Annotated in this window: 14 protein-coding genes; 7 read left to right on the top strand and 7 right to left on the bottom strand. The window is 39.9% G+C overall.

From position 1 onward, the window contains the following. Positions 1–64 precede the first annotated feature (64 nt). Positions 65–871 (top strand): glycosyltransferase family 25 protein, encoded by an 807-nt coding sequence (locus WA352_RS02335; protein WP_033133854.1) that lies wholly within the window; start codon positions 65–67, stop codon positions 869–871. Positions 872–895: 24 nt separating this feature from the next. Here the strand turns inward: WA352_RS02335 and WA352_RS02340 are convergent, their stop codons facing one another. The 4 genes from WA352_RS02340 to WA352_RS02355 form a co-directional block, all read right to left on the bottom strand. Next, the gene (locus tag WA352_RS02340; protein ID WP_033133855.1) at positions 896–1,762 is read right to left on the bottom strand and encodes a lysophospholipid acyltransferase family protein; all 867 of its coding nucleotides are present in this window, start codon (positions 1,760–1,762) and stop codon (positions 896–898) included. A gap of 4 nt (positions 1,763–1,766) precedes the next feature. Further along, positions 1,767–1,988: a hypothetical protein gene (locus tag WA352_RS02345; RefSeq protein WP_004802750.1), complete on the bottom strand. Its 222-nt coding sequence runs from the start codon at positions 1,986–1,988 to the stop codon at positions 1,767–1,769. A 160-nt stretch (positions 1,989–2,148) separates the two neighbouring features. Further along, positions 2,149–3,930, bottom strand: coding sequence for an aspartate--tRNA ligase (gene aspS / locus WA352_RS02350; RefSeq protein ID WP_005322405.1), 1,782 nt, complete (start codon positions 3,928–3,930; stop codon positions 2,149–2,151). A gap of 144 nt (positions 3,931–4,074) precedes the next feature. Then, a complete protein-coding gene (locus WA352_RS02355; RefSeq protein ID WP_033133856.1) occupies positions 4,075–4,845 on the bottom strand; it encodes a DUF4184 family protein in 771 nt (256 codons plus the stop codon). A gap of 202 nt (positions 4,846–5,047) precedes the next feature. On the opposite strand from WA352_RS02355, the gene WA352_RS02360 reads away from it, so the two are divergent. The 4 genes from WA352_RS02360 (at position 5,048) to WA352_RS02375 (ending at position 11,012) form a co-directional block, all read left to right on the top strand. Then, positions 5,048–6,304: an O-antigen ligase family protein gene (locus WA352_RS02360; RefSeq protein ID WP_033133857.1), complete on the top strand. Its 1,257-nt coding sequence runs from the start codon at positions 5,048–5,050 to the stop codon at positions 6,302–6,304. A gap of 224 nt (positions 6,305–6,528) precedes the next feature. Then, entirely contained in the window at positions 6,529–8,607 is a 2,079-nt protein-coding gene (gene znuD / locus WA352_RS02365) for a zinc piracy TonB-dependent receptor ZnuD (RefSeq protein WP_033133858.1), read from the top strand. A gap of 106 nt (positions 8,608–8,713) precedes the next feature. Next, positions 8,714–10,177, top strand: coding sequence for a phospholipase D family protein (locus WA352_RS02370; protein WP_336141109.1), 1,464 nt, complete (start codon positions 8,714–8,716; stop codon positions 10,175–10,177). A gap of 25 nt (positions 10,178–10,202) precedes the next feature. Beyond that, the gene (locus WA352_RS02375; RefSeq protein WP_004802762.1) at positions 10,203–11,012 is read left to right on the top strand and encodes a hypothetical protein; all 810 of its coding nucleotides are present in this window, start codon (positions 10,203–10,205) and stop codon (positions 11,010–11,012) included. Positions 11,013–11,096: 84 nt separating this feature from the next. On the opposite strand, the gene WA352_RS02380 is transcribed toward WA352_RS02375, so the two are convergent. Next, positions 11,097–11,534: a hypothetical protein gene (locus WA352_RS02380; RefSeq protein ID WP_004802764.1), complete on the bottom strand. Its 438-nt coding sequence runs from the start codon at positions 11,532–11,534 to the stop codon at positions 11,097–11,099. 179 nt (positions 11,535–11,713) lie between these two features. Between WA352_RS02380 and WA352_RS02385 the strand changes: the two genes are divergently transcribed. Together WA352_RS02385 and WA352_RS02390 are read left to right on the top strand one after the other, a co-directional pair. Beyond that, the gene (locus WA352_RS02385) at positions 11,714–12,205 is read left to right on the top strand and encodes an RcnB family protein (RefSeq protein ID WP_336141110.1); all 492 of its coding nucleotides are present in this window, start codon (positions 11,714–11,716) and stop codon (positions 12,203–12,205) included. A 152-nt stretch (positions 12,206–12,357) separates the two neighbouring features. Beyond that, the gene (locus WA352_RS02390) at positions 12,358–12,729 is read left to right on the top strand and encodes an RcnB family protein (RefSeq protein WP_101235562.1); all 372 of its coding nucleotides are present in this window, start codon (positions 12,358–12,360) and stop codon (positions 12,727–12,729) included. A 41-nt stretch (positions 12,730–12,770) separates the two neighbouring features. Here the strand turns inward: WA352_RS02390 and WA352_RS02395 are convergent, their stop codons facing one another. Together WA352_RS02395 and WA352_RS02400 are read right to left on the bottom strand one after the other, a co-directional pair. Beyond that, on the bottom strand, positions 12,771–13,268 hold the full coding sequence (locus tag WA352_RS02395; protein WP_004652444.1) for a phosphate-starvation-inducible protein PsiE: 498 nt from the start codon (positions 13,266–13,268) through the stop codon (positions 12,771–12,773). 189 nt (positions 13,269–13,457) lie between these two features. Next, entirely contained in the window at positions 13,458–14,168 is a 711-nt protein-coding gene (locus WA352_RS02400; protein WP_336141113.1) for a glutathione S-transferase family protein, read from the bottom strand. Positions 14,169–14,191: the final 23 nt, after the last annotated feature.

Genomic DNA, 14,191 nt, shown 5'->3' on the forward strand with positions numbered 1-14,191 from the left:
GTTTATTTCATATATTTTAATTGTATAATTCTGCTGTTTTTTCTCAAATATGATGGCTTTCTAAATGAGTGTTTTTGTTATTAGTTTGGATTCTGCAATTGAGAGAAGACAACATATAAATGCAGAGTTTAAAAAATATTTAGTTGATTTCCGCTTTTATGATGCAATTACACCAGTTACATCTGATGATGCAGCAAAAAGTGTAGGAATTGATTTGGCTCGGCGAGGAAGCTTAACGAAAGGTGAAGTTGCATGCTTGTTAAGTCATATTATGTTGTGGAAAAAGATTGTTGATCTCGACTTAGACTATATGGCAATTTTTGAAGATGATGTGTATTTAGGTGAGAATATACAGTGCTTTTTCAATGACTTTTCATGGATACCCAAAGATGTTCACATTATCAAATTAGAAGCTTTTGATAAAAAAGTTGATCTGTCTTTTTTCTTAAAATTATCAAAAAATGGAAGAAGCTTATATCATCTTAAAGGGATGCATTTGGGTGGGGCGGGTTATATTTTATCAAAAGCAGCGGCTGAGCATTATCTTGAACTGATTGCAAATATGCCAGAATTGGTTCCTGTAGATCATATTCTGTTTGGTCGGAATGTTAAAAAGGGGAAGTATAAAGCTTACCAAATGACGCCTGCAATTTGCGCTCAAGATTTTTATCTAAATGATAAATATCATAATTTTGGAAGTCATCTCGAAGAAGATCGCGCGGTTCGGCATCAGGCCGAAAAACTAGCAAGACTTCAACAAAAGCAGCAAATGACTGTATTTTTCAAAATCAAAAAAGAGATTTTAAGATTGTTTTTGCAAATTTTGAAACTTAAGGACCTTTCAGCTTATCGTACAGTGAAGTTTAAATAGTTTTAAGACGCTTGAAACCCATACTCATTTGTAAGCAGATTCAGATTTTCCGCCTCTAAACCGTTTATAACCCCACATATATTCAGCAGGAAAGCGGTTAATCATCTGTTCAACGGCTTGATTGAGTGCGGTTGTGGCAACTTCGATATCTCGATCATACAGTTGCGGATCATTCAGGTCATCACAATACACATCAAAACCTTCACCATCTTCACGACGGAAACAGCTTAATCCGACTAGGCGACATTGGGTTTTTTGTGCCATTTTACTGGCCAGTGTGCTGGTGAGACATGGAACTCCAAAAAAAGGAACCACAACACCACCAGACGGGTCTGGGACATGATCGGGCAAGATGACACTGAAGCCACCTTGTTTTAGGTTTTTAAACAAGGCCTTTACACCAGACGCGTCAGTAGGAACCAAAGTCGCATTGAGGCGTTGACGGGCATGTAAGGCAAAAGCATTAAAGCCAGAATCTTTCATGGGTTTGTACATGATGGTTGGAATACCATATTGATGTACCCATGCATTCATCATTTCCCATGTGCCCAGATGCGGGGTAATAATCAGTGCGCCTCTTGGATCACTGAGCGCATCGGTTAATACGTCCAAATGATGTACCGTATGAATCTGTTGGATGCTCCATTCAGGTGGCATTGCCCAACATTTACCAGATTCAATATAACTGAGGCATTGTTTGGTGACGCTTTCTCTCGCGAGCTGTTCTTTTCGTTCTAGACTAAGTTGAGGGTAGGCTAGCCCTAAGTTGACTCTGGTTTTCCACAGCATACTTTTATTCGGATTTTGATTGATAAAGTATGCCGCCACTTTTGCGATACTACGTAAAAGTGCTAAAGGGAGAATACGAAGTAGGGTAGTGTAAAACGACATGATCTTAGTCTTGTTTATCTACGTTGCCTTTAAGGACCATATAGATTAATGCGACAAAAATCAGTAGAGCACCCGCCAAACTACTGACACAGAAGTATAAAATGCGTTGATTGGTGTCCATATTGAAGAGTTCATTTGCCAAGATGTAACGCATGAAAAACCATTGAGCAAGTGAAAATACAATAAGTACAATTGCATGTCGACGTACATCAGGACGCATTGCCATAAGACGGATCTCTCAATAAAAAGCAGCCTATTATGCCACTAGCGGACTTGTTCGCAAAGTATAAATTACCTCACCTAACCTCTCCTAAAAGGAGAGGGATTGTATGGATATAAAAAACCCTGCATGAAGCAGGGTTTTTGTTGAAGCATAAACTCAAGGTTTATTTTTCTTCAGCTTTTGGCTTTTCGCGTAAACGAATACCTAAGTCGCGCAATTGATTTGCTTCAACTGGTGCTGGTGCTTGAGTCAATGGACATTCAGCTGTCTTGGTTTTCGGGAATGCAATTACATCACGAATCGAAGAAGCACCTGTCATTAACATGATCAAGCGGTCAAGACCAAATGCCAAACCACCGTGCGGAGGTGCACCATAGCGTAATGCATTCAATAAGAAGCTGAATTTCTCTTCTGCTTCTTCTTCACCAATACCTAAAGCTTCAAAAATTGCTTTTTGCATTTCTAAAGTATAGATACGAAGTGAACCACCACCGATTTCAGTACCGTTCAGTACCATATCGTAGGCAACAGAAAGGGCTTCACCTGGATTGCTCTTCACGTCTTCAACACTTGATTTTGGTAGCGTGAATGGGTGGTGAACAGAAGTCCATTTGCCATCATCCGTTTCTTCGAACATTGGGAAGTCAACAACCCAAAGTGGTGCCCACTCACACGTTGTCAGTTTCAAGTCATGACCGATTTTCACACGAAGTGCGCCCATCGCATCATTTACAACTTTAGCTTTATCCGCACCAAAGAACACGATGTCGCCATTTTCAGCGCCAACACGTTTTAATAGATCCAGCACGATTGGCTCGATGAATTTAACGATTGGAGATTGAAGACCTTCGATGCCTTTTTCAAGTTCGTTGACTTTGATGTAAGCCAAACCTTTTGCACCGTAGATGCCTACGAATTTGGTGTATTCGTCGATTGCACTACGTGGCAATGAACCAGCACCAGGAACACGTAAAGCAACGATACGACCTTTCGGGTCTTTTGCAGGGCCAGCGAAGACTTTGAACTCTACGTCTTGCATTAAGTCTGCAACGTCAACCAATTTCAATGGAATACGCATATCTGGTTTGTCAGATGCATAGTCACGCATTGCGTCGGCATAAGTCATACGTTCAAACTTATCGAATTTTACATTCAATAATTCATTGAACATTTTAACCGTTAAGCCTTCCATTAAATCCATGATGTCATCGTCACTCATGAACGATGTTTCAACGTCGATTTGGGTGAATTCAGGCTGACGATCCGCACGTAAATCTTCGTCACGGAAACATTTCGCAATTTGGTAATAACGGTCGATACCACCCACCATCAACAACTGTTTGAACAATTGTGGTGATTGTGGAAGTGCGTAGAAGCTACCATTTGAAACACGACTTGGCACTAAATAGTCGCGTGCACCTTCTGGTGTCGCACGTGTCAAGATTGGGGTTTCAACGTCTAAGAAACCATGATCTTCAAAATAGTTACGGATCAAGTTGGTCACTTTAGAACGGAAACGCAAGCGCTCTAACATTTCAGGACGACGGATGTCCAAGAAACGGTATTTCAAACGAATTTCTTCTGAAATATTGGTGTTTTCGTCATTCAATGGGAATGGCGGAGTATCAGAAGCTGCAAGAACTTCGATGTCTTTACCTAAAACTTCAATCTGACCACTCACCATGTTGGCATTTTCAGTACCTTCATAGCGACGACGAACACGACCTGTAATTTTTAATACAAATTCTGAACGTGCTTTATCTGCTGTTGCGAATGCTTCAGGCGTATCTGGATCGATCACCACCTGTACGAGACCATCACGGTCACGCATATCAAGGAAAATTACACCGCCATGGTCACGGCGACGGTGAACCCATCCGCATAAAGTAACGGTTTGATCGATTTGGGCTTCTGTTAAAGAGCCACAGTAATGAGTGCGCATCATATTGAATTATGTATCCAAACTATATTGGCTGTAGAAGGTGAATGCGTAAACAGCGCACCACCAATGAAGGGGAGATTATGCCTTGTTGAACGTATAGTCTCAAGTCTTAATGTTTTCAAGCGAATTTTAAAGCAACACTTCTACTTAAACTGATTTCAGACGAGCGATCCAATCAAAAAATAAAAACAATAGGCAGGCTACGGTAAACCAGCTTAGGCTTGCCTGTGTAAATTCATTAATCGATTTGCCTATATAAAAATAGCGTTCACTATTCCATAGATCAGCGCTGATCTGTTGGCTGTAGTCTAAGACTGCGATTAGTCCTACGATGATTGAAACACTGAAGCTGAGTAGTGCAAAAGTTTTTATTTTGGTTGAAACAGGATGGTTATGTTTATGCCTAAGGTAATAATGCCAAGACATGACCAGAATGATAGGTAGGGTGAGCACTGATGAGGCAATTTGTAAGACAAAATGCAGGGGATAACTTAAGCCAAGAAGTGAAATGTTTTGGGCAAGCGTTTCTTTGAATGCAAATGTTCGAAAGTCGAGATGAGTAAGTCCATCCCAAATTAAATGTGTAGCAATACCTATGCTAAGGGCAATACAACTCATCAAGATAAAAGTTAAGGCATGATCAAAGGAACTGACTTTTAGCGGATGATGAATACCTAAAATGCGGTAAATCACAGGGCGATAGATCAGATACCACAGTAGACAGAAGAGCAATCCGATTGGAAGATTGGGAAATAAAAGACCTGCCCATTGGTGGGTTAAGTTGATATTTTCTTGTGTAAATAATCGATAGATATCTGGTGTCATACAGCCAATTGCTAATGCTGCAAGTGGTAAATGGCCTTTGCTTAATTTGGATAAAGGAGGGGCAAGTACTGCATGAGAAAGAGTGAAAGGCATAATAAAAAAAGCATTATAGATAATAAAATCTTACGCGAAAGAATAGTAAATAAATAATCAGATTTGTAAATAGGCTGACCGATCATACTTGTTTTTTACAATGTTGTATTGTAGGTGTGTTTTTGCTTAAATAATGCAATGAATTTTGGTCTATTTTGATGGTTAATCAGTTTGCAGATGTTGATGAGGTTTAAATTTTGTAATGGGGTGTAATTTAAATTTTTTGGGTGAGAATAAAGTTGCAAAACTTATCTCGTTGACGATATTGATTCTATTTTTTTATTATATTTTTAATGAAAAATTTAGAGTTTGGTATGTTTCAATTATCTATACTTTAATGTTTGCCTATGTTTTTATTAAAAATAAAAAAATAATCATGAATATGCCCTTGATGCTATTCTGTCTGATTAGTTTTTTTACTTTTAGCTTAAGTTATTATCTTTTTGATCGGTTGGATGTTATTCCACAAGATGGCCCACATAGAACATATAAAAATATTGTTAATCAGTATCTGTGGGTAATTCCTTTCTGCTTTTTACCAACGATCTATCATTATTTTAGTTTTAAAACTAAACACTTTTTTGCTGTCTTATATATTATTATTGGCTTCTTGCTGGTCTATAGTTGGATTGTCGGGTTTCAACTCGATTTCCACCGTGGGTTGCTGGCAGATTTTTATAATCCAATTATATCGTATGATATTGTGTTTGTTTCTTTAAGTATTTTAGTTTTTGTTTTTTCATTTTATTTAAAATCGAGATCCTCATATCTGATAACAACTATAAGTTTATTGACTTTATTTGTGTTTATACTACATGGTTCTAGAGGGACATGGTTGGTTATACCATTTTTACTGTTATTTTTAACGTTATTTTATTATAAAACTCAGAAGAAAAAGCTACTTTTTAGTGGGTCACTGCTTTTAATCTTTTTGATTGTTAATGCTGTTATTCCAAATTCACCTGTATTTAATCGATTTGATGAGTTTCAAAAAGATAAGACTCATATCGAAAACCATAGCTATAATAACAGTACAGGTTCTAGATTGGTGATGTGGCACAATGCAATTGAACTATTTCAACAACAACCTGTTATCGGTGTTGGTGTTTATGGTGTTGAAAAGGAGCATTGCCATCTAGCTGAGCAAGGTATTTTACCAAGTTGTTTTCAGCATAAGCATAATATTTTCTTTCAAGATCTGGCTGCTAATGGCTTGATTGGTTTGGTAGGTCTTATTATTTCATTGCTTACGCCACTGATATTCTTCTTCTCTCAATTTTTTAGCAGAAATGAATTGGTTAGGAATTTGGCACTTGCTGGATTTTTATTTGTATTTTCATTTCTCTTGAGTGGATTAACAGAATATTATTTATTCTTTCCCCATGTCACTTATATATTCTTTTTTATAACGGCCAGTTTAATGAGCTTTATCATATTGAAAGACAAAAATAAGCTTTGATAAATTAAGCAGAATTCAACCGGCATATCGAGAGATAATGTCGGTTTTTTTTATATAAAAATTAGACTGATATGAGGGATAACGTTTCTCGTACGCTGGAGGTCTTTCATTGAATCATGGAGAAGCAGTGTAGCAAATGTTCATTGTTGCAGTGTTTTTTATTGCAAAATAAATGAAATGTTATAATATAACAAAAACAACGATCGACTGATTCGAGACCCGATATGTCATTTCCACAGAATATTTTGACCTTATCTATTTTAGCTGTTGTATCTGTATCTACTTTTGCAGCAGAAAATGAGCAAGTGACAAGCTTAGAGACAATACGAATAAAAGCACATCCATTAGAGCAAACATCGAAAGATTTTGCGGTTGCCGATACCGTCGTAGATCAAAAACGCTTGCAACAGGGCGCTGTCACCATTGGTGAAGCATTGAGCAGTGAACCTGGGATCTATTCCAATCAATTTGGCGCGGGTTCAAGCCGTCCTGTGATCCGTGGTCAAGATGGCCCACGGGTAAAAGTTTTGCAAAACTCCTCTGAAAATATTGACGTATCAACTTTATCTCCTGACCATGCAGTGACTGTAGATCCTGCATTAGCGCAACAGGTTGAAGTGATTCGTGGACCATCGACTTTGTTGTTTGGTGCAGGAACAGTGGGTGGTTTGGTGAATGTGACGGATAGCAAGATTCCAACCAAAATGCCTGAAAATGGTTATGAGGGAAATGTGGGCTTACGTTACAACACTGGCAGTGATGAAAAACTGGCAACGGCTGGTGTAACAGTTGCTTTGGGTGATCAAGTGGCCTTACGAGTTGAAGGCTTAAATCGTGAAGCCAATGACTATATCGCGCCGAACTATGTGCACGAAGGTGAGAAAGAGCGTCGTGTCGGTAATACCTTTGCCAAAGGTGAAACGGTGAATGTCGGTTTGTCTTGGATTTATGATCGCGGTTTTACGGGAATTTCATATAGCAATCGCCAAGATAAGTATGGTCTACCTGGACATAGCCATGAATATGAGAGCTGTAGTGCTCATCTTTCAGGACGTCCTCATTTACATTGTGGCGACCATGATCACGAAGATGGCGATGATCATGACCATGGTCATGACGATCACGACCACGATCATGCACATGAGGCAGGCCCTTGGATTGATCTAAAATCTGAGCGTTATGATGTCCGTACTGAATTGAATGATCCGTTTGCAGGATTTAAAAAGTTACGTGCTCAGGCCAGCTATACTGATTATAAACACGATGAAATTGAAGAAGACACCATCGCGACTCGCTTTAAAAATAAGGGTTATGATGGCCGTTTAGAATTGGTACATAACCCAATTGGGCCATGGGAAGGGGTAATTGGAACCCAATATGGTCAACAAAAACTGGAACTCACCGGTGAAGAAGCATTCTTGGCACCCAATACCACGAAGAAGTGGAGCATCTTTGGTTTAGAGCATGCACAATTTAATGATGTCCATGTTGAGCTGGCAGCACGCGCAGAAAAACAAAAAATTGATATTGATGACTCAAGCAAAAAAGATTTCGACGGTTCAGCCTTTTCTGTTTCTGGCGCTGCCAACTGGGAGTTTGCGCCCAACTACAAACTCTCTTTGGTGACTTCACATCAAGAACGTTTACCTTTAGCGCAAGAGCTCTATGCCAATGGTGGACATTTTGTGACCAATACCTATGAACTAGGTAATGATCAATTGAAGAAAGAAAAATCCAATAATGTGGAACTCGGTTTCCATTATGACAATAACAAGTTTGATTACCATGTGCATGTCTATCACAACTGGTTTGATGACTATATCTACGCTCAAACTTTAGACCGTTATAAAGATTTCCGCTTGGTGCAATACGCCCAAGATCAGGCACGTTTCTATGGTGCAGAGGCAGAAGCGGGTTATCAGATCTCGGATATGTATAAAGTCGGTGTATTTGGTGACTATGTGCGCGGCAAGATCGACAATGAAAATGCCCCACGTGTCCCAGCAGGTCGTCTAGGAACAAAAGTAAATGCGGACTTTGGCGATGGCTTTAGCGGTTCAGCTGAATACTATCATGTGTTCCAACAAGACAAGATTGCGGCTTATGAAACTGATACGCAAAGCTATAACATGCTGAATTTAGGTGTGGCTTACACAGGTAAATATAGTAAGGCTACAGATTATCGTGTTTATCTGAATGCCAATAATTTGCTCGATGATCAGGTGTACCAACATGCATCATTCTTATCAACGATTCCACAAGTGGGACGTAATTTCACGGTTGGGGTGAATTTTAACTTCTAAGTGAAAATTTAATTTTTGATTTTTTAAATGATCACCAAATTAGCATTGAAAAATCAAAGCATAAGCTCTAGCCTTAAGCCATTAGGCTAGGGCTTTTTTTGTTTATATGCGTATCTTCCAACGAATCCATCGAAAATTAAACTGGTCAGGTCGACGTTACATGGCAGTCATATTGTGTATTTTTGCGATTGGATACATTGCTTCGGCAATCTATCATACCGTAAAACCACTCCCAAAAGGGTTGGATTTTACTGGGCAGTTGCGTCATGCCAATGTGAAATTCTTAGCAGATCAAACCTATATCGATGCGCAAGGTCAACAACAGGTTGATCAGTATATTTTCAAAGAAGTGTTTCAGTTGATTGATCAGGCACAGAGTACCATTGTGCTGGATATGTTCCTGTTTAATCAGGAAGTGGGTAAGTCGACAGTCAAACAGTTTCCTTTGATGCAAGAGCTCACCGATGCCTTAATCGTGAAGCGCCGTTTGCATCCAAATGTTGAAGTTGTGGTGATTACCGATCCGATTAACTCGGTTTATGGTGGGTTAACTCCAAAGCATTATCTACAACTACGCCAAGCAGGTGTGGATGTCATCGAAACTGATTTAAAGCCATTGCGTGCTTCGAATCCATTGTGGTCAGGTTTTTGGTATATCTGTTGTCAGAACTTGGGCAATAATCCTGAAGGTGGCTGGTTAAGTAGCCCATTTGGCAATGATAAAATTACTCTGCGTAGTTATCTGGAATTGTTTAATTTCAAAGCCAATCATCGTAAAACCTTGGTGGTTGATACTGTGGATGGCTGGAAAAGCTTAGTAACTTCGGCCAATCCGCATGATGGTAGTTCACATCATAGCAATGTGGCCTTGGTGGTGGATGGGCCAACAGCGATTGATGTGTTACAAACCGAGCAAGCTGTGGCCAATATGTCTAAAGGTTCGAGCCCATTTGTGATTATGGGCGGGCTAGCCGAAGATAAAACATTACCACAAGTGCAAGTGCTGACTGAAAAAGCGATTTATGACGCCGTTCTGAAAATGATTCAGACTGCGAAAAGTAAAGAGCATTTGGATATGGCGATGTTCTATTTATCAGAACGCAATATCATTGATGCACTCAAGCAGGCACAGCAACGTGGTGTCAACATTCGTATTATGATTGACCCGAATAAAGATGCTTTTGGTCGTCAAAAGAATGGCATTCCCAATCGCCAAGTGGCTTCGGAACTGAATGCAGTCGGTATTCCAATTCGTTGGTGTGATACCCGTGGCGAACAATGTCATAGCAAAATGCTGCTCAAATACAATGCACAGCAAGCAGAGATTATTCTCGGTTCAGCCAACTTAACCGCGCGTAATCTAAAAAATTATAATCTTGAAACCGACATGCGCGTGATTGGTGCAGCACAAGTATCTGTGTTTAAAGATGTGGGACAGTATTTTGATGCAGCATGGACAAACGCAAACGGCCGTCAAATCACGGTGGATTATGCAAAATATGCTGATGAGTCAAAAGTAAAGTACTGGATCTATCGTTTTATGGAATGGTCAGGCTTATCCACTTTTTAATTCAGCATAACGAGGGTTCTACGCAATGGCGAAAATTAAACTGAATATCAGACAGGATGATGAGATTGATTTAGAGGTACATCAATTCAATCATTATGCAGATATTGTTGAAATTCAAAGTTGGGCAGAACTCTTAGAATGTTATCGCTCCCTTAAACAAGATGTTTATCCTAAAAAAGTGTTTCTGGTTTTGGATGATGCTGCACAAGCAAAATATACCTCGATGCATGCGGTCGAGGATGAGCGCTTGTATGTCGATTTTAGTGACGACATCAAGGGAATTGAAGTCGATGATCCACGATGGGAGCAAAGCTATCAAAATGTTTGTGTTCCAAAGCAATTGCAGCATTATCTTCATCAGTTGAATGATCCCGCACAGCAGCAGCGTTTTGAAAGCCTGGCTGAAAAAATGCAGCATTATGATGAAAATGACTTAGATGCATTGCTTTATTTCAATCAACATCTATTGATTTCACTGGATAGTGTCATTGAAGTAAAAGTGGCTGATATTGAAACCGAAGCATTAAAACTGGCGATGCTACCGAATGGCTATTTTTCTTGTGATTTTGATCCCTTCGAGAATTATGCACTGATTCAGAGAATGCAGCACTATGGCTTCGAATTTATCGGACTTGGAGCAGCGTTATTGGGATGGATTAAAACCCCAGATTTTAATGCAGAAAAGATGGACGATTTAATTCAGGATATTGCTTTGATTTATCCTTTGGAATTTAGGCATCAAGAACAACTGAAAGCGCTCATTTTAAAAAATGATTATCTGATTTTACCTTATTCAGAATCCCCACAAGAATATTTGGGTTATGACTTATCGTGATTTAGATCGTGAGTTCAACAAGCTGAATGTGGATGTTTATTTGCGATTCAGCTTGTTGAAAGACCTACATCCTCAATCAAAAAATTAAGGGCTTGGCGGGATTAATTGATCTAAATCCTTATCAGCCATTTGCTCGAGTTCACTTAAATCTGTTTTAATTTTCCACTGACTTTCATCATCCACAGGATTTGGTAAGCGGGCTTCTAGCCAGTCACAGACCACATCTGGAGTGAATTCTGGATGATTACACTGGATTACCCAAGCCAAAAAGTCTTTAGCTTCGCCGTTCATATACGGTGGCGGAGACACAGGGAAGAACTGGGTTGGTAAACGTTCATTGGTGGATAAATAATTGAGAACATGCCCAAGTTCTTGAACTGTTTGCCATGCCAACGGATGTTCAACATCAATATTGAATTTAAACCACCATGCATGTTGACCATCTGCACCGTGCGCAACGATACGTGCTTCTTGCACACTTGGAACTTTGCAAAAGAATTGATAGAGACGATCAAAATTCATTTCAGCCACAGATGTTGCCTTAAAACCAAAAAAATGATTTTAGCATATCTCGGCGGAGCTGTAGCTCGCTGCTGTTTATCTTGGGAATTCAACAGCTAATCTGAAAAAATATTATTACAACAGTTGTGCTTATTTTTTATTCTAAAATAGACAGATACTCTGCTTTTAGGGAGATTACGATGAAGCAATTTCAACCTTATATTTATGGCTTGGCAGCTGTATTGAGCTATCTCCCAGTGATGAGCTATGCGGACAATGCTTGGAGTGGCTATAGTGGGGTAGAACGTCGCTCCTCTCATCAGACTACTCCTGCCTATCAGCAGCCCGCACAAGATCCATTCGCTTTTTCGAACCAGCGTTATACACCGACAGCGCCGCCGAAAGGTTACTACTATCAACCCAATCAAAATAACTACTATCCTCATCCGAATCATCGACCGGGTGTTCGGGTCGAATATTATCCAGACACACAATATGACGGTAGCTATCGCCGTGAGTCTTTTGTGGTGGGCAATGAATTACCAGGTGAGTTTCGGAGCGAGCGCTATGTGATTCGAGACTGGGACTATTATTCATTACGTGAACCGCCACGTGGTCGGCATTGGGTCGTCGTGGATGGACGTTATCTTTTAGTGACCGATGATAATTTTACCATTGAGATTATTCGCTGATTTTGATGGCTTTTTAAAATGAAGCCTCTCGAGGATTCTCCATAATTTCTCGCTATTCATTACAAAGCTTTGCAATGTCGTGGGTTTTATTCATGCTTTCTCCTTGAGTTTTTCTTAATCTGATTTCAGATCGAAAAACAGAGGATCAAAGAATGAAGAAGACAGCCGTATTACTGGTATCAACGCTTATGTTAGGGATTTCTGCCTCAGCCATGGCAGATTCAAATCGTTGGAATCATGATCATAAAGATCGCTACGATAACCGCTATGATCGTTATGACCACCGTTACGATCATCGTGAACAACCACGCTGGTCGAATGGCGATCGTGGTAATCATTATGGTCAACGTATTAACTTCAAGCGCGGCGAGCGCTTACCCTCAGAATTCCGCAGTAACCGCTATGTAGTTTCTAACTATCGTACCCACCGTTTATATGAACCACCTCGTGGTTATAACTGGATGCAGGTACAAGGTAAATATGTGTTGGTGGACTCGAAATATCGTGTTTTCCGAGTTGCATAATAGATGCAATAAAAAAGCAGGCCATATGCCTGCTTTTTTATTTATGCCAGTTCGTCATCTTGTGGGCGAGGTGTTTTGTTGGAAGGCAGTTGTTGTTCTTGATCCTTGCCCCGAATCACAGAAGGGTAGTTCCATGAGGCAAATCGGACCACCAAAATCGCCACCGCTAAAATCAAGATCGAACCTGTGGTAATCACCAAATCCATAGAAGCTTTATGGTTGTGCTGAATATCGGCAATCAACAGACGGGTGAGTGCGGTAATCGCGACATAAATCAAAAAGCGCACTGGCATGTGATTGGTCTTGAAGTAAATCCCCACCATCGCGCCTAATTCTAAATAGATAAACAGCAGCAAGATGTCATCAATGGTGGCGTACTGTTTTACGGTCAGAATTTCAATCACGGTATGCACGGCTGACCATGCAATCATACAGCCAATAATAAATAAGGCTAAATAATGAAAGGCTTCAACCGCGTAGTGACCAAAGCGATCAAGTAGGCGAGGTAAGCCTTCAAGTTTCTCTCTTGAATTAGACATGGCGATTTATATTCTCAATATGATCGTTAGAATGTTATGCAAGTTTTATGCTGATTTTATTATAGCGAATCAAAATGACCTCAATATAGTGATTGAGGTCATTTTGATTCGAGATAAGCACTTGGTCGAGCTACTACAACTTATACTTATCTTCTCTTTAGGATAAAGGCTTTGTATTGCTTACAAAACTTATTTCAAATGTGGATGTATTTGAAGAACCTGTTCAAGTGAAACATGACCTAGAAAATTGCCAGAACTCTGAGTGGGTTGTTGCTGTTCAATCGCATGGGCAAATTTCACTGCAGTTTGATCCTGCAATTGCTCTTGAAGACGTTGGCAGTTGGGAAAATTTTTAATATCAATCACATCATGGTACTTAAGCCAACGTGCGATACCTGCATAGTAGCCATCCACAAAAGAAATGTGATCACCCATGAGCCATCTCTGATGGCTCAATGTGCGTTCTAAAGCAGTAAATGCTTTTTTGATTTGTGCAGTACCATAGTCACGCAAGGCCTGGGGGGAATCAGTAGATGAGGCATGTTCAAGGCTATACCACAAAGGGCTGAAAGCATTGAATAAGGTCGTATTTAAAAAAGCCAGTTGCTGATTAAACTGGTTAAATTGGGTGGTTGCTTGTGGATAATGGAGCGAGGGATTTGGGCTTATTGCCATGATGTGATTCAAGATCGCCATGCTTTCAGTAATCACCTGACCATTGCTGTCCAGCAGTGCTGGCGTTTCACCTAATGGGTTGATGCGGTGGTAGACCTCTGTATCGCTCTCAGCGGGCATTTCGATTCTGCATAATTGATAAGGCAGACCGGACCATTCCAGTGCAACGATTGAACCAAATGAACAACCAGAAGGAACACCATAAAATAGGGTTAAAGTGGACATCATCATTACTCTACTGTGGAAGA

The organism is Acinetobacter sp. 102 (assembly GCF_037028485.1).
GTDB classification, from domain to species: Bacteria; Pseudomonadota; Gammaproteobacteria; order Pseudomonadales; family Moraxellaceae; genus Acinetobacter; species Acinetobacter higginsii.